The organism is Vibrio sp. (assembly GCF_050299255.1).
Taxonomy (GTDB): domain Bacteria; phylum Pseudomonadota; class Gammaproteobacteria; order Enterobacterales; family Vibrionaceae; genus Vibrio.
Genome location: NZ_JBNKVP010000010.1, coordinates 59,790 through 75,208 on the forward strand (window position 1 = coordinate 59,790; position 15,419 = coordinate 75,208).

Here is a 15,419-nt window from a genome sequence, read left to right on the forward strand (position 1 = left end):
CTCTCCCTCTTTCGGCATTGGCATTATTGATCATTTGGATTAAAGACATGTCATTACCACACGTAATCCTAACAGTCCTCAGCACTCGTGACGCCACTGGATACGACATAACAAAAGAATTTTCTGCCAGCATTGGTTACTTTTGGAAAGCCAGTCACCAGCAGGTGTATCGCGAGCTGAACAAAATGGCTCAAAATCAATTAGTAACCTGTGTACTTGAACCGCAGGAAGGCAAGCCCGATCGTAAAGTCTATTCAATAACCGATGCCGGCCGTAGCGCACTTGGGGAATGGTTTGACCAACCGACCGCACACCCAACAGTTAGGGATGAATTTTCCGCCAAACTGATGGCTTGCGGCGTACAGGACGCTGGCCCATTCAGGGCACAGTTAGCCGAGTTAGTCGAAGAATCTCGCAAACTGGTCGCGCACTACCAGGAAATTGAGCACGCCTACTACTCGACGCCAGCCACAATGGACAAACAACAGCGACTGGAGCGTTTGACACTAAGACGCAATCTGTTGGTACGCCAGGCCTGGGTTGAATGGGCGGAAGAAGTGTTGGCTGAATTAGATGCCATTGGATAAAAAAGGCGGCCTGTGGGCCGCCTTTTGATTTTCTCGAAGTATCGACTAGATGCCGTCACCACCGACAAAGCCTTTAGACTTGCCGTTAAACTGCTGGTCCATATCCAGTGACGGCTTATCTGATTTAGGACGGCCAACCACTTTAGCCGGAACACCAGCCACAGTAGTGTGGGCAGGAACAGGCTGAAGGACCACGGAACAGGAGCCGATTTTCGCCCCTTCACCCACTTCAATATTACCCAGAATTTTAGCGCCAGCACCAATCATCACCCCTTCGCGGATCTTAGGGTGACGATCGCCAGACTCTTTGCCGGTACCGCCCAGCGTCACATCCTGCAAGATGGAGACATCATCGTCCACCACCGCCGTTTCACCGATCACGATCCCCGTTGCATGGTCGAGCATGATGCCGCGCCCGATGCGGGCAGCTGGGTGGATATCGACCTGACAGGCCACGGATATCTGATTTTGCAGGTAGGTCGCCAGCGCTTTACGTCCCTGATTCCACAACCAGTTAGCCACCCGGTAGCCCTGCAGGGCATGATAACCTTTCAGATACAGTAGCGGCATCGAGTAGAGGGCAACTGCAGGATCGCGATGGACAGTAGCACAGATATCACAAGCCGCGGCGGCGGTAATTTCCGGGTCCGCCTTGAACGCCTCTTCCACCACTTCGCGCACCGCCATTGCCGGCATGGACGCGGTATCCAGTTTATTGGCCAGGATATAACTCAATGCGGCCGCCAAGCTGTCATGCTTGATTATGGTCGCATGGTAAAAACTGGCCAGCATCGGCTCTTGTTCTGATAATTCACGAGCTTCGCGGACTATGGTCTGCCATACTTTCTGTTTTTCACACTGTTTCATCGACTGGTTCCTGCTTATATTCCCTTATCACCTTACCTGCCAAGCTGCCTCATTACGCTTCGGCTTTTTTATCCCGAGCCAAAAGATCCTGTGCGGCCAGATGGGCGTCTTTTCCTTGGTACAACACCTGATAGATCTGCTCCACGATCGGCATTTCAACTCCCATACGCTGAGCCAGTAACCAGACTTCTTTGGTATTGCGATACCCTTCCACCACCTGACCGATTTCTTGCTGGGCAGTATCCACGTCTTTACCCTGACCCAACGCCAGACCAAAACGACGGTTACGGGACTGATTGTCGGTACAGGTTAACACCAGATCCCCCAGCCCGGCCATACCCATAAAAGTTTCGGGGTGCGCGCCCAGCGCGGCGCCCAGGCGACACATTTCAGCCAGTCCTCGGGTGATCAATGCCGTTCGGGCGTTGGCACCAAAGCCGATGCCATCGGACATCCCGGCCCCAATCGCTATGACGTTTTTCACCGCACCGCCCAGTTGCATGCCGGTAAAATCACTGTTGGCATAGACACGAAATGTTTTACTGCAGTGAATTTTCTCCTGCAGATCACGAACAAAATCCGCATCCGGAGACGCCACTGAGATAGCGGTAGGCAAGCCTATCGCCAGCTCTTTCGCAAAAGTCGGGCCAGACAACACCGCCAGCGAGTAGTTCTCACCAAGCGTCTCATGAGCGACTTCCTGTAACAGTCTGCCCGTGTTTGGCTCCAGCCCTTTGGTCGCCCAGCAAATGCGTGAATCATTGCGCAGATGCGGCTGCAGACTCTGCAGCACTTGACCAAACACGTGACTCGGCACCACCACCAGCAGATCGCGACTGGCTCGCACCGCCTTGGCCAGATCCGCTTCCACAATCAGACTGGGTGGAAAGTCCACACCGGGCAAAAAGGCCTGATTCGCTCTGTCGGCCTGCAACTTTGCCATATGCTCAGGCTCATGGCCCCAAAGCACTACATTGGCACCGTTACGAGACAATGCGATCGCCAGCGCGGTCCCATAAGAACCCGCGCCAATGACCGTCATTGAGATCGCTTTACCATATCCGTTATCTGAAGGTGACTCGTTCATAGTGAGGCCTAATTTCTCTTATTTCTGATAATTGTAAACAAAAAATGCACAACGCATCGCGTTGAACGGATGCTTTGTGCATTTTGTCGGCAAATAACAGACGGCTTAGCTAACTGCTGCGCCGTCTAAGTTCATCACCTAGGTCAGGCACAATCGAATTATGCTTCTGACTCACCGCCTTGCTGTTCACTTTGTTGCTGCAGATAGTTCATAAACAGCGCGTCAAAGTTAACCGGAGCCAGGTTCAGTTGAGGGAAGGTACCTTTAACAACCAGGCTAGAGATGGTTTCACGTGCATATGGGAACAGGATGTTCGGGCAGAATGCACCCAGGCAATGAGCCAGTTGACCCGCTTCCATTTTTTCTGCGGTAAAGATACCACCTTGCTGCACTTCACACAGAAACGCGGTCTCTTCCGCGTTTTTCACAGTAACGGTCAGGCGCAGCACCACTTCGTATACACCCTCACCCAGTTCACGGCTTTGGGTATCCAGATCCAGTTTCACATCCGGGTTCCACTCTTGCTGGAACATAACCGGTGAGTTTGGCGCTTCGAAAGAGACATCTTTCAGGAAGATACGTTGAATTGCGAAGTTCTGTGCTTCTTGTTGTGGAGCTGCTTCAGCCATTATTGAGATCCTTAAATACGATTAATTTGATTGCCCCGAGACTAACCGAGAGCTACACGCTTGGCTATTACAAGCGGTGATTACGTGCAAAACGTCACACCACTATGCCAATTCGGGCGCTTTTTTGTTCGCGCATGCTCTCAGTAAGCGGATTATTTCTTACCACGAACCAGTGGCAGGTTGGCTTCATTCCAGGCCATTAGACCATTTTTCAGTAGCTTCACCTGCTCAAAGCCCGCTTTGGCTAACAAATTGGCACTTTCTTGCGCCGTTTGTCCGCTCTTACATACCACGATAATGGGGTCAGACTTACGACTTTCAAGGTTACCCAGGTTACCGGACTTAATATCAGACGGTAAAATGTGAACTGCATCGGTAATGTGGCCCTGTTTAAACTCATCTTTCGAGCGAATATCCACCACCACACCGTTTTCGCGGTTGATTAACTGAGTGACTTGTTGGGCAGACACCTCTTTGTAAGCCGCGGTAGACGACTTGACGATATTCATTATTAGCGCCACCAGCAGACCAACCCAGACCAGTGACATAATCATATTCTGTTGAAAAAACTCAATGTATTCCTGCATATTCCCGCTCTTGCACTTGATGGGCGGATCGCGCCACCCAGAGTAAAATTCAGATTCGGAGTATAGCGGAAGCGCCCCGGAGAGGCGAGTCGTTGTTAAGGACTGTTACCAAACCTTGATTTAAATCGCGACCGCTATGGCGGCTGCGGTCACAAGTTCTCCACTCAGCCAGAGTTGCTGGCATCGCCACTTATAACCTGAAGCACGTAAATACCACCCTGAGCAATTAATCAAGTTATCAATAAGCCAGATAATAAAACTTTATTTTTACAATTGGTGAACCTTTTTATAGTATTGATTTTGGAGCCCTAAGCTCTAACATCGATGTTTAATCTATTCGTTACAAGGATTTAATAATGAAAAAACTTGCATTAACTCTGCTGGTCGCACTGGGCGTTTCTTCTCAAGCATTCGCTGCTACTGAAACTGCTGGTGCTGGCGCTGCTGGTGCAACAGGTGCAGTAACAACGTCTGCAGTGGCTCTGGGTGTAACTGTAGTTGCAGTAGGCGTATCTGTTTCAGACAACACAGACGGCACTACAGGTACTGACGGTACTAACTAAGTATTGCCCGCTCTGATGTGGAACACCCTTAGTTGCTGGCTTAGTTTCTAAGGGTGTTTTTTTGCTGTCCATTTCTCAGGGAACCTCATGCGCTGCCTCACTCAGATTTTTGCCAGCCTGCTCCTATTAAGCCTGCTTGGCTGTACTCAACGCTTTCAAGACACCAGTGACACCGTCAAAGAAGGTCTGTTTGGCTTCGATGACGTAGTGATGACCAAACAACAAGTCGACCAACTTCCCTACGCCAGCATGTATGTCCGGGTTAACGATGGCCCAAGAGTTTTTATGGTGCTGGGCTTTGCCGACACAGACCCGACAACTGGCCGGCAACAGTTAAAATGGCTTTCGGCCGACAAAGCGATGATCGTGACGGAAAACGGCCGCATCGTAAAAACCCTGCGGCTGCTAAACGAAAACCTGGCAGGGATCAGCAGCGCCGACCCATGGCCCGACTTTCAACAAACTGCCCCTTTTCAATGGCAACTCAGTTACGACTGGCAACCGAATTACCGCTTTGGCTATGCTGCCCAAATCACCACCGAACCGGTGGGCGAAGAGACTCTGACCTCTCTGTTGTGGCAACAGCCGACTACCATCTGGCGCGAACAGATCCAATTTTCCAGCCTGGATCAGCAAATGCAGAACCAATTTTGGGTCACCCGTTCTGGCCAGGTAGTGAAATCAATTCAATGGTTAAGCCCTCAAGGCACACGGATAGAAACCGAACTGTTGAAACCCTACGACGACTTGGAATAACGGTGACCGATAATGAACATCTCTCACTGGCTTTGGCTTTTATTGACTGCCGTTTCAGCCAACTCACTGGCTAACACGCTCGTTAATGTTAACGACGGACAGAAGCAGCTTCAGTTGCAGTACCAAGAATCGCCGCGACTGGAACAGGTGTTAAGTGACACCCTGACTCACAGCCATAATCACCTATTAACCCGAGCCCCGGCTTATGCCTACCTCTATCAGACCGACAGCAATCAGGCGCAGCAGAACAAGCAGTTACTGCTAAACCGGTTACAGCAGCTTTCCAGCATCTCAGAGTCGCTGCAAGGTTCTGTTGAGGTACTGCACACGCAACTGCTCAGTTGGCAGGTTGGCGACCGTAAACTGCTCCCGCTTGACTATGATCTGGTGCGGATTGAACCGGACTACAACCCTAAACTGACCGGCCAATATCAGTTACTGCTGCCGCAACGTCCAACGACCATCCAGGTGGAAGGACTGGTTTTTGAACCACAAAGCGTACGCTTTGCACCAGGCCACACCGCCCGCGACTATCTTCGCCAGGTAAAACCCCTTTCCAGTGCCGATAACAGTCATGTCTGGGCGATTTATCCTGATGGCAGCGTGACCAAACTGGGTTACGCCTATTGGAATCACCAGCAAGTTGCATTGCCGCCTGGCACCGTGTTGTTCCTTGGCTTTGCCAACCCCTCTGCAGAAATAATGGATTTGGAGCAAGCTCTGCTTGACCTGATCAAAGTACGGAAACCCGCTTTACTATGAAAAACCTGCACTCTTTGATCGTCTGCTCCGGCCTTGTGCCGCTGACAATCTCCCTGGCAGCCCAGGCCAACGATACTACCTGGTCCGTCTCCCAGACCGATTTCGGCGGGGTGGGTCTGCTCCAAGTACCTTCCGGACGTATGGCGGATGAAGGTGAGTTTAGCTTAGGTGTCAATGTCAACCGCGACTATCACCATCTCAGTGCGTCGATTCAGCTGTTCAGTTGGCTGGAAACCACGATTCGCTACACTCAAGTTCCGGATATGTACTTCAGTGGTGACAAGAACTACAGCGGTGATACTCTCTATACCGACAAAGGCATCGATTTTAAGCTGCGGTTACTCAATGAAAGCTACTGGCTGCCGGAAACCTCGATTGGCGTGCGCGATTTTGGCGGCACCGGCCTGTTCGATGGCGAGTACCTCGCGGCGACCAAACGCGTTGGTGCGTTTGACTTCACCCTGGGGCTAGGCTGGGGCTATCTGGGCCAGAGCGGTAATGTCAACAACCCTTTCTGCAGTGCTGACGACTATTTCTGCCAGCGCTACGACGACGTTGCCGGCAAAGGCGGTAGCGTCGACTACAAGCGCTGGTTTACCGGCCCGAGTGCCCTGTTTGGCGGTATTGAGTATCAGACCCCGTATGCTCCTCTGCGGCTAAAGCTGGAGTATGACGGCAATGATTACAGCCAGGACTTCCCGGTGGTACGCGGTAGCAAGAGCATGACCCAGCACACGCCATGGAACTTTGGTGTCAGCTACCGGCTCGGCGACTGGGGGGATGCTAAAGTCAGTTACCAGCGCGGCGATACCCTGACGCTAGGGTTAAATTTCGCCACCAATTTCAACCAGGTCAGCGCAATATGGCGCGATGAGCCAAAACCGGCGCTTAGGCCGAGCAGTCAAACGCCCGATGGCGACTGGCCAAAAGCCACACGCGAGCTGAGTAACAATGCCGGTTACCGGCAAAGCCGCCTGACCGCCGACGCCGGCACTGTAACCCTGACCGGCGAGCAGAAGAAATATCGTGATCGTAGCGAAGCGATTGAGCGTGCCGCGCTCATTCTCGACCAGCACGCCGGTAATGATATTGAAACCTTCCGCATTACCGAAACCCGAGACGGCTTAACCCTGACGCAAACCGATATTGACCGGGCAAGCTTTGTCTCGGCGGCAGGCCGCCACTCCATCGACGAAAAAATAGCAGACAGTTATCAGGTGACCAACCCTGGCCCGACTCCGGAATCAGTGGATGCCAGCACAGAAAAACGCTGGAATTACGGTTTTGAACCGGTACTGAAACAGAGCGTTGGCGGACCAGAATCCTTCTACCTGTACAGCTTTGGTATCAATGGCACCAGCAATGTCTGGCTGACCGACCACATTGAGCTGGGAGGCTCCATCTACCTCAACCTGTTCGACAACTACGACAAGTTTAACTATGTGGAAAACTCCCCCCATGTGCGCAACTACGCCACACCGAGGGTAAGAACCATGTTCCGTGCCTACGTGCATGACAACACGGTACGAATGAACCACCTGCAGCTGACCTGGTTTGAGCAACCAGCGGACAATCTTTACAGTCAGGTCTACGCCGGCTACCTGGAAATGATGTTTGCCGGGGTTGGTGGCGAACTGCTTTACCGGCCGCTGAACCAAAACTGGGCGATCGGTATCGACGCCAACTTAGTCAGCCAACGTGATCCGAACTCCTGGTTCGGTGTATATCAAGACGACTACTTTTTCTATGATGAGAGCAGTTGTAGTGAGCCGATCCCCCGCTGTCAGGCTTATGTGCTGAGCAAAGGGACCACCGGTCATGTCACCGGTTACTACATGCCACAATGGGACTGGTTGCGTGATACGCTGTTTAAAGTCAGTGCCGGTCAGTTCCTTGGTGGCGATAAAGGTGCCCGGGTGGACTTTTCCAAACAGTTTAAGTCTGGTGTAACGGTGGGCGCTTTTGCCACCTTTACCAACCTGACGGCAGAAGAATATGGCGAAGGCAGCTTTAACAAGGGCTTTTATGTCTCTATCCCGATGGATATTGTCACCATCAAGCCCAGCACCAGCCGGGCTACCATTGCCTGGCAACCGATTACCCGGGATGGCGGCCAGATGCTGAGCAAACGCCACAACCTGTTTGAAAAAACCGATGCCCGCTTCCCTTGGTATCAACGGCCTAGCACGGTGGAGACCGCTTCGTCTGATTGACGCAATAGGCATAGAAAACAAAACGGGGCATGGTTTGCCCCGTTTTGTTTTTCGTCCTTCGCCGCTTACGCGATATCAAACGGGAAAGCGGTGACCTGGTCAATGTGGTCGCAGCCTAACGCCAACATGATCAATCGATCAATGCCAAGCGCCACCCCAGCGCAGGCAGGCAGCCCCGCATTCAGTGCGGCGATCAGGTGATGGTCGATTGGTTGTTCCGCCAGCCCCATTTGTCTGCGCTTCGCATTGTCCGCTTCGAAACGCGCCAACTGTTCGTCGCCATCGTCCAGTTCGTGGAAACCGTTCGCCAGCTCAATGCCCTTAAAATAGACTTCAAACCGCTCGGCCACGCGTGGGTCATCCGGGTTAATTTTGGCCAGCGCCGCCTGGCTGGCCGGGAAATCATAGACAAATGCCGGTGCCTGCTGGCCAATTTTGCTCTCCACTCCCACGCTGAACAGCAACTGCAGCAAAGTATCTCGATCCTGCTCCGGCTCAGCAATATCACTTAAACCCAGGGTGGCTGCGGTGTTTTTCAGCGTCGGCATTGAGGCGGTCAGCGGGCAGACACCCAACACCCGGATAAACGCCTGCTGATAGCTCAGTCGCTCGGCCGGCAAACAGTTGAGAATGCCTTGCAGCAGTTGATCCATTTCGTCCATTAACTGGTGATGATCAAAGCCAACCCGATACCACTCCAGTAAGGTAAATTCCGGGTTGTGGTAGCGACCGTTTTCTTCATTGCGAAACGCTTTGGCAATCTGGAAAATCGACCCGCTTCCCGCCGCCAGCAGGCGTTTCATATGAAATTCCGGACTGGTGGCGAAATAGAGTGGCCGCCCGCTCGCGTAACCCGGACCGACAAAATGGGTCATAAAGGTATCCAGATGGATATCGGTCACCGCGGCGTGACTCATCGCTGGCGTCTCCACTTCCATAACCTGGCGATCAACGAAAAACTGGCGGATCTGATGAATTAACTCAGCCCGCTGTTTAAGCTGGGCGATAGTCGCGGTCGGCGACCAGGAAAGACGAGACATAAAAGGATTCCAGAGAGCAACAGTGCGGCTATTCTAGCCAGCCACCGTGTAGATACAACTTAATTTGTTTTCCCTGGCCGACAGCACGGCGTGAGATTAATCACATATGCAATAAATTTCGAATAACACCATGTAAATTGGGGATAAAAGCTTGTTTGAATCAATTTTTCTTCTCAAAAGCTCTTCTACACTAGCAATACCACTTTCTAGCTACTGGTCCATCCCACAAACTCCTCATCGGAAGTCAGCAATTTCCATCTACTTTGTGGGTATGGGACAGCCAGCTACACGACTATAAGCGGATAATCCGCACACATATACTGGAGGATAACTGTGCAAATAATCACCACAGATATCGCGGTCATCGGCGCTGGTGGGGCCGGACTACGAACTGCCATTGCTGCGGCAGAAGCCAACCCTGATCTTAACATCGCGCTTGTTTCCAAAGTTTACCCCATGCGGTCACATACCGTGGCGGCGGAAGGCGGATCTGCCGCCGTAGTTAAAGAAGAAGACAGCCTGGACAACCATTTCAATGACACCGTCGGAGGTGGTGACTGGTTGTGCGAACAGGATGTGGTGGAATATTTCGTGGAAAACGCCACCCGTGAAATGATTCAGATGGAACAGTGGGGCTGCCCATGGAGCCGCAAAGAGAATGGTGAAGTCAACGTTCGCCGCTTCGGGGGGATGAAAGTCGAACGCACCTGGTTTGCCGCCGACAAGACCGGCTTCCACATGCTGCATACCCTGTTCCAGACCTCAATGAAGTACAGCAATATCCAGCGCTTTGATGAATATTTTGTGGTGGATTTACTGGTCGATGACGGTCAGATCCAGGGCCTGATCGCCATTCACATGTCTGAAGGCGAACTGGTGGTGATCAAAGCCAAGTCCGTGGTACTGGCAACCGGCGGTGCAGGTCGAGTCTATCACTGCAACACCAACGGCGGCATCGTCACCGGTGATGGCATGGCGATGGCCTTCCGCCACGGCGTGCCACTGCGGGATATGGAGTTTGTCCAGTATCACCCAACCGGCCTGCCGGGCACCGGTATTCTGATGACCGAAGGCTGTCGCGGTGAAGGCGGTATTATCGTCAACAAAGATGGCTACCGTTACCTGCAGGATTACGGCATGGGGCCGGAAACGCCAGTCGGTCAGCCGAAAAACAAATACATGGAGCTCGGTCCACGGGACAAAGTCTCGCAGGCATTCTGGCACGAACAGCAGAAAGGCAATACCATCAAGCACCCGCTGGGTGATGTGGTTCATCTGGATCTGCGCCACCTGGGTGAAGATTACCTGCAGGAACGACTGCCGTTTATCTGTGAACTGGCCAAAGCCTATGTCAACGTCGATCCGGCCAAAGAGCCGATCCCGATTCGTCCAACCGTCCACTACACCATGGGCGGGATTGAAACCAATAGCCGCTGTGAAACCCGCATTAAGGGCCTGTTTGCGGTCGGTGAATGTGCGTCCGTTGGCCTGCACGGCGCTAACCGGCTTGGCTCCAACTCACTGGCGGAGTTTGTCGTCTTTGGCCGGGTCGCCGGTGAAACCGCCGTCGAGCGCGCAGCGGAATTCCCGGGTTGGAACGATCAGTCCATCGAACAACAAGTCGAAGCCGTTCAGGCGCGTATCGATGCCCTGATGAGCCAGCAGGGCGAGGAAAACTGGGCCGACATCCGCACAGAAATGGGTCACACCATGGAAGCGGGCTGTGGTATCTACCGCCAGCAGGATTTGATGGAGCAGACCATCGAAAAACTGGCCGAGCTGAAACTGCGTTACAAACATATCCAGATCAAAGATCAGGGCAAGGTCTTCAATACCGACCTGCTGTACGCGATTGAAGTCGGTTACGGGCTGGATGTCGCCGAAGCCATGGTCCACTCAGCCATCTTACGCAAAGAGTCCCGCGGCGCCCACCAGCGTCTGGATGAAGACTGCACCGAGCGCGACGACGTCAACTTCCTGAAACACTCACTGGCATTCTACCAGCCGGAACAGGCGCCACAGATCGACTATAGCGACGTGACGATCACTAAATCTCAGCCGAAGGCGCGTCTGTATGGTGAAGCGGCCGAAAAAGCTGCAGCAGAAGAAGCCAAGCAAAACGCAGAGGAGCAAGCCTGATGACAGCAAATCGAGTCAAAAAAGTGGAAATCCTGCGTTACGATCCGGAGAAAGACGCAGAACCGTACTTCCAAACCTTTGAAGTACCCTTTGACGAAACCATGTCGGTACTGGATGCCATCGGCTATGTGAAAGACCATCTCGACAAACAGCTGTCCTATCGCTGGTCGTGCCGGATGGCGATCTGTGGTTCGTGCGGCATCATGGTCAACGGCGTGCCTAAACTGGCGTGTAAAAACTTCCTGCGTGACTACCCGGAAGGCGTCAAAATTGAGCCACTGGCCAACTTCCCGATTGAGAAAGATCTGATCGTCGACATGACACCGTTTATCGAGCGACTGGAAGCGATCAAACCTTACATCATCGGCAACGACCGTAAACCAGAAGACGGAACCAACCTGCAAACGCCGGAACAGATGGCTAAATACAAGCAGTTCGCCGGCTGTATCAACTGCGGTCTCTGTTATGCCGCTTGTCCTCAGTTTGGTCTCAATCCGGAATTTGTCGGCCCGGCGGCAATAACCCTGGCGCACCGCTACAACCTGGACAGCCGTGACAATGGTAAGGCAGAACGTATGCCGCTGGTCAACGGTAAAAATGGCGCCTGGGGTTGTACCTTTGTCGGTTACTGCTCTGAAGTGTGTCCGAAGAGTGTTGACCCTGCCGCGGCGGTAAACCAGAGCAAGATCGAGTCTTCGATGGACTTTGTCATTGCGATGTTCAAGCCTGATGCAACGTCGTCTCAGGAGGCCTAACCATGACTAACCGTAAACCGTATGTTCGTGAAATGAAAAGCAGTTGGTGGAGCAAGCATCCATTTTACCGCTTCTACATGCTGCGCGAAGCCACCGTACTGCCACTGATCCTGTTTACCCTGTTCCTGACCTTTGGGCTGGGAGCGCTGGTAAAAGGCCCACAAGCCTGGCAGAGCTGGCTGGAGTTTATGGCCAACCCGCTGGTGGTCGCCATCAATATCGTGGCGCTGGTGGGCAGCCTGTTCCATGCCCATACCTTCTTTAACATGATGCCTCAGGTGATGCCGATTCGAGTCGGTGGTAAGCCACTGGATAAAAAGGTCATCGTTTTGTCCCAGTGGGCGGCCGTCGCCTTTATCTCACTGGTCGTATTGATTGTGGTGTAAGGAGAGAACTGTGACGAATCCATATCGAGTAGACAAACAGCCAGCCCGTTCTGACGAGCCTATCTGGTGGGGCCTGTTCGGTGCCGGCGGCAGCTGGTTTGCCATGATCACCCCGGTCACTATTCTGGTGCTGGGCATTCTTGCCCCGCTGGGTATTGTGGATGAGCAGGCGCTCAGTTATGAGCGGGTGGCCGATTTTGCCACCAGCTTCATCGGTGCCCTGTTTGTAATTGCTAGCCTGGCGCTGCCAATGTGGCATGCCATGCACCGTCTGCATCACGGCATGCACGATTTGAAACTGCACGTGGGCGTGGCCGGCAAAGTGGCCTGTTACTTTGTCGCCGGGCTGATCACCGCGCTGGCAGTCATCTTTGTGTTTATGATTTAACCGAGCGCGTTACCAACGTCCGACTAAAAAGCTGGCCTAAGCCAGCTTTTTTCTTTTCGCGATGATGAGTGCTCTAGGCTACTGCTGAACCACCTTTTTGGTTTGATCCATTAGCCCCAGCGCGCCAAAACCGGTGATAACATCGAGATTGGTCTTCAAACCGGTTTCGTCACTGCCACCGATATAGTTTTGTGGCATCTGCACCTGGAAGTTTTGCAGATTGCTGTACAGAGCGTTGGCGACATCGCGGTTTAACTCCGCCAGGTAGACTTCCCGGTTAGCCCCCAAAGCGGCATATCGGGCTTTTAATACTTCCGCCTCCGCCCGGCCGGTCTCTAAAATCGCCTTGGCTTCAAACTCGGCAGATAAGGCATTGGCCTTTTGAATGGCCAGGTTCGCTTCGGCGATCGCCAGCTCTTTCTCTTTTTCGACCTCGGCCAACCGCTTGGTTTTCTCCACTTCGACAATTTCCCGTTCGGCAATTTGCCGGGCCACTTCCACCTCTTTTTGCTGGGCAATAATCGCCAGCTCTTTCTGGCGCTGGGCATCCTGTACTTCACGGGTCCGCTGGATCTCTTTGCGCAGCTGTTCCGTCTCCGCCTGGGCTTTTGAGGTCTCCTGCTCCTGAATGGCGCGGATCCGATCCGCCACCAGACGCTTTTTGTCTGCCAGCAGCTGATCGAGCTGCTGCTCCGGTTGCGGGTCGCCTATCGTCACCTGGGTCACATGGATGCCGTACTGCTGCAGCGGGTTGTCCTGGCGTACCGGTTGACCGGCTTTATCCAGTACCGGCACGGTTTTCCACACCAGTTGATTGGTACGTTGCAACTGATTGGCGTTGGCCTGGTTGACCCCGACCGGAGCCAAATCAAGCTCTTCCACTTCGACCTGACGACGCTCGGTGGTGTAGATGCCATTTCTGAGCTGGTCACCGAGTTTGGATTTAAACTGGTTTAGCCCGCCCTGGAAAAATTCTTCACCGGTATATTGGGTTGCGGTGATCACCGTAACGTTTCTGGCATTTTTCACCAGTAACGCGTCGATCAGGTTGCTGTTGTTGCGAAATTCACGGTGCATTTTGATCATCGCCTGAGGGTCGTTGCTCAGTTTGAAGCGGAAAGTGACCGGGATCTGGCCGATGTAGGTATCTGCAAAGCGGACCTGAACCGGATCCAGCCGCTGATAAAAATCCTCACCTTTGCTGTTGCCAAATGACACCGTGATCACCTGGTCGTATTTGGTAATTTTGGACAGAAACGGCATTCGGAAGTGAATGCCAGGCTCGGTAAACACGTCCAGTTCACCGGTCATATTGTTCTGATGGACATAGCTGTAGCCGGCATCTGTCATCAACACTGAGCTGTTGATCGTCAGGCCCAGGGCCAGCAAGGGCCCGCCATACACAGCGGCACGAATGGTCCGGTGGAGAACCTGACGTCGTTTCTCCAATTTTGAGTTTTGTCCTAAGCCAAGGTCGTTCATTGTTATTTCTCCATTTTGGGTTGCATGAATTACATAAACCAAGCAAAAACAAAGTGTTGTGGTAATTCATCAACAGGGAGACGTTAGCAAAAAACGACCAGAATAAATAATCAGATAATTAATAATTCGACCAAAAATCATAGGATATTTAAATAGTTAGAGTGAGCTAACAAAAAAAGCCGCCCTTACGGACGGCTTCATCAATAGCAGTAAACTTACAGGATGAAACGGCTTAAATCTTCATCTTCGACGAACTCACCCAGGCGGGTTTGAACGTAATTAGCGTCGATGGTGTAAGTCTGGCCGGACTGCTCAGTGGCATCAAAGGAGATCTCCTCCATCAAACGCTCCATCACAGTATGCAGTCGACGGGCACCGATATTCTCGGTGGTTTCATTGACCTGCCAGGCCGCATCGGCGATCTGCTGGATGCCGTCTTCACTGAAGTCTATCTTCACCTGCTCGGTGGCCATCAGCGCGATATACTGCTCGGTCAGCGACGCTTTCGGTTCGGTCAGAATCCGCTTGAAGTCGTCGCTGGAGAGCGCTTCCAGTTCAACCCGGATTGGCAGACGCCCCTGCAATTCCGGGATCAGGTCAGACGGTTTTGCCACCTGGAACGCGCCAGAGGCGATAAACAGAATGTGGTCGGTTTTCACCATGCCGTACTTGGTCGTGACCGTGGAGCCTTCCACGAGTGGCAACAGGTCGCGCTGCACCCCTTCACGGGACACATCCGGGCCGGAGCTCTCGCCACGCTTACAGATTTTGTCGATCTCATCGATAAACACAATACCGTTGTTTTCAACGTTGAAAATCGCCTGCTCTTTCAGCTCTTCCTGATTGACCATCTTAGCCGCTTCTTCTTCAGTCAGCGCTTTCAGGGCATCTTTGATTTTCAGTTTACGTTTCTTCTTGGTATCCCCGGCCAGGTTGGCAAACATACCCTGAAGCTGGTTGGTCATCTCTTCCATACCTGGAGGAGCCATGATCTCGACCCCCATCTGCGGTGCGGCGACGTCGATTTCGATCTCTTTATCATCCAGATTCAAAAGATCGGCTAACGTAACCTCACCGCGCAGAAACTTATTCGCGATATGCTCGATCAGTTTGGCGAACGTTTGAACAACACTATCTGTTGCCATGAGTCAGTGGCTATCATGCGGTGTCAAGATATG

At 52.6% G+C, this 15,419-nt stretch carries 15 protein-coding genes and 1 pseudogene; 9 read left to right on the forward strand and 7 right to left on the reverse strand.

The window, feature by feature from the left end; translation table 11 throughout:
- The first annotated feature begins 47 nt into the window (after window positions 1-47).
- Window positions 48-587 (forward strand): PadR family transcriptional regulator, encoded by a 540-nt coding sequence (locus ACQY6F_RS05185; protein WP_428772707.1) that lies wholly within the window; start codon window positions 48-50, stop codon window positions 585-587.
- A 45-nt stretch (window positions 588-632) separates the two neighbouring features.
- On the opposite strand, the gene cysE is transcribed toward ACQY6F_RS05185, so the two are convergent.
- The 4 genes from cysE to ACQY6F_RS05205 all read right to left on the reverse strand — a co-directional run bounded on the left by cysE (window position 633) and on the right by ACQY6F_RS05205 (window position 3,757).
- Window positions 633-1,454: a serine O-acetyltransferase gene (cysE, locus tag ACQY6F_RS05190; RefSeq protein ID WP_428772709.1), complete on the reverse strand. Its 822-nt coding sequence runs from the start codon at window positions 1,452-1,454 to the stop codon at window positions 633-635.
- A gap of 52 nt (window positions 1,455-1,506) precedes the next feature.
- Window positions 1,507-2,541, reverse strand: coding sequence for an NAD(P)H-dependent glycerol-3-phosphate dehydrogenase (gene gpsA, locus ACQY6F_RS05195; protein WP_428772711.1), 1,035 nt, complete (start codon window positions 2,539-2,541; stop codon window positions 1,507-1,509).
- Window positions 2,542-2,699: 158 nt separating this feature from the next.
- Entirely contained in the window at window positions 2,700-3,170 is a 471-nt protein-coding gene (gene secB, locus ACQY6F_RS05200; RefSeq protein WP_428772713.1) for a protein-export chaperone SecB, read from the reverse strand.
- 152 nt (window positions 3,171-3,322) lie between these two features.
- A complete protein-coding gene (locus ACQY6F_RS05205) occupies window positions 3,323-3,757 on the reverse strand; it encodes a rhodanese-like domain-containing protein (protein WP_428772714.1) in 435 nt (144 codons plus the stop codon).
- A gap of 356 nt (window positions 3,758-4,113) precedes the next feature.
- Here ACQY6F_RS05205 and ACQY6F_RS05210 point away from each other — a divergent pair, with 356 nt between their 5' ends.
- The 4 genes from ACQY6F_RS05210 to ACQY6F_RS05225 all read left to right on the forward strand — a co-directional run bounded on the left by ACQY6F_RS05210 (window position 4,114) and on the right by ACQY6F_RS05225 (window position 8,051).
- Window positions 4,114-4,320 (forward strand): hypothetical protein, encoded by a 207-nt coding sequence (locus ACQY6F_RS05210; RefSeq protein WP_428772716.1) that lies wholly within the window; start codon window positions 4,114-4,116, stop codon window positions 4,318-4,320.
- 87 nt (window positions 4,321-4,407) lie between these two features.
- On the forward strand, window positions 4,408-5,076 hold the full coding sequence (locus tag ACQY6F_RS05215) for a YjbF family lipoprotein (RefSeq protein ID WP_428772717.1): 669 nt from the start codon (window positions 4,408-4,410) through the stop codon (window positions 5,074-5,076).
- Window positions 5,077-5,088: 12 nt separating this feature from the next.
- Window positions 5,089-5,838, forward strand: coding sequence for a capsule biosynthesis GfcC family protein (locus tag ACQY6F_RS05220; RefSeq protein ID WP_428772719.1), 750 nt, complete (start codon window positions 5,089-5,091; stop codon window positions 5,836-5,838).
- Window positions 5,835-8,051 (forward strand): YjbH domain-containing protein, encoded by a 2,217-nt coding sequence (locus ACQY6F_RS05225; RefSeq protein ID WP_428772720.1) that lies wholly within the window; start codon window positions 5,835-5,837, stop codon window positions 8,049-8,051. The genes ACQY6F_RS05220 and ACQY6F_RS05225 overlap by 4 nt, the downstream gene beginning before the upstream one ends.
- A gap of 65 nt (window positions 8,052-8,116) precedes the next feature.
- Here the strand turns inward: ACQY6F_RS05225 and epmA are convergent, their stop codons facing one another.
- Window positions 8,117-9,091, reverse strand: a complete 975-nt coding sequence (gene epmA / locus ACQY6F_RS05230) for an elongation factor P--(R)-beta-lysine ligase (RefSeq protein ID WP_428772722.1) — start codon at window positions 9,089-9,091, stop codon at window positions 8,117-8,119.
- A 333-nt stretch (window positions 9,092-9,424) separates the two neighbouring features.
- Here epmA and frdA point away from each other — a divergent pair, with 333 nt between their 5' ends.
- Genes frdA through frdD form a run of 4 tightly spaced genes read left to right on the forward strand, consistent with a single transcriptional unit; the run spans window position 9,425 to window position 12,759 of the window.
- Complete coding sequence (frdA, locus tag ACQY6F_RS05235) at window positions 9,425-11,230, forward strand: fumarate reductase (quinol) flavoprotein subunit (RefSeq protein WP_428772724.1); 1,806 nt, start codon at window positions 9,425-9,427, stop codon at window positions 11,228-11,230.
- On the forward strand, window positions 11,230-11,985 hold the full coding sequence (locus tag ACQY6F_RS05240; protein WP_428772725.1) for a succinate dehydrogenase/fumarate reductase iron-sulfur subunit: 756 nt from the start codon (window positions 11,230-11,232) through the stop codon (window positions 11,983-11,985). Before frdA ends, ACQY6F_RS05240 begins: the two co-directional genes overlap by 1 nt.
- 2 nt (window positions 11,986-11,987) lie before the next feature.
- Window positions 11,988-12,371 carry a fumarate reductase subunit FrdC gene (gene frdC, locus ACQY6F_RS05245; RefSeq protein WP_428772726.1) on the forward strand — a complete coding sequence of 128 codons (384 nt, stop codon included), beginning with the start codon at window positions 11,988-11,990 and terminating at the stop codon, window positions 12,369-12,371.
- Between the two features lie 10 nt (window positions 12,372-12,381).
- Complete coding sequence (frdD, locus tag ACQY6F_RS05250) at window positions 12,382-12,759, forward strand: fumarate reductase subunit FrdD (protein WP_428772727.1); 378 nt, start codon at window positions 12,382-12,384, stop codon at window positions 12,757-12,759.
- Between the two features lie 78 nt (window positions 12,760-12,837).
- On the opposite strand, the gene ACQY6F_RS05255 is transcribed toward frdD, so the two are convergent.
- Window positions 12,838-14,241, reverse strand: a complete 1,404-nt coding sequence (locus ACQY6F_RS05255) for an SPFH domain-containing protein (RefSeq protein WP_428772728.1) — start codon at window positions 14,239-14,241, stop codon at window positions 12,838-12,840.
- Between the two features lie 215 nt (window positions 14,242-14,456).
- Window positions 14,457-15,287: pseudogene (hslU, locus tag ACQY6F_RS05260) on the reverse strand (HslU--HslV peptidase ATPase subunit); the annotation flags it as partial.
- Window positions 15,288-15,419 lie beyond the last annotated feature (132 nt).

Coding starts and splice junctions, on each gene's coding strand:
- ACQY6F_RS05185 (WP_428772707.1), top strand. CDS start 48: ATGTCATTACCACACGTAATCCTAACAGTCCTCAGCACTCGTGACGCC.
- cysE (WP_428772709.1), bottom strand. CDS start 1,454: ATGAAACAGTGTGAAAAACAGAAAGTATGGCAGACCATAGTCCGCGAA.
- gpsA (WP_428772711.1), bottom strand. CDS start 2,541: ATGAACGAGTCACCTTCAGATAACGGATATGGTAAAGCGATCTCAATG.
- secB (WP_428772713.1), bottom strand. CDS start 3,170: ATGGCTGAAGCAGCTCCACAACAAGAAGCACAGAACTTCGCAATTCAA.
- ACQY6F_RS05205 (WP_428772714.1), bottom strand. CDS start 3,757: ATGCAGGAATACATTGAGTTTTTTCAACAGAATATGATTATGTCACTG.
- ACQY6F_RS05210 (WP_428772716.1), top strand. CDS start 4,114: ATGAAAAAACTTGCATTAACTCTGCTGGTCGCACTGGGCGTTTCTTCT.
- ACQY6F_RS05215 (WP_428772717.1), top strand. CDS start 4,408: ATGCGCTGCCTCACTCAGATTTTTGCCAGCCTGCTCCTATTAAGCCTG.
- ACQY6F_RS05220 (WP_428772719.1), top strand. CDS start 5,089: ATGAACATCTCTCACTGGCTTTGGCTTTTATTGACTGCCGTTTCAGCC.
- ACQY6F_RS05225 (WP_428772720.1), top strand. CDS start 5,835: ATGAAAAACCTGCACTCTTTGATCGTCTGCTCCGGCCTTGTGCCGCTG.
- epmA (WP_428772722.1), bottom strand. CDS start 9,091: ATGTCTCGTCTTTCCTGGTCGCCGACCGCGACTATCGCCCAGCTTAAA.
- ACQY6F_RS05240 (WP_428772725.1), top strand. CDS start 11,230: ATGACAGCAAATCGAGTCAAAAAAGTGGAAATCCTGCGTTACGATCCG.
- frdC (WP_428772726.1), top strand. CDS start 11,988: ATGACTAACCGTAAACCGTATGTTCGTGAAATGAAAAGCAGTTGGTGG.
- ACQY6F_RS05255 (WP_428772728.1), bottom strand. CDS start 14,241: ATGAACGACCTTGGCTTAGGACAAAACTCAAAATTGGAGAAACGACGT.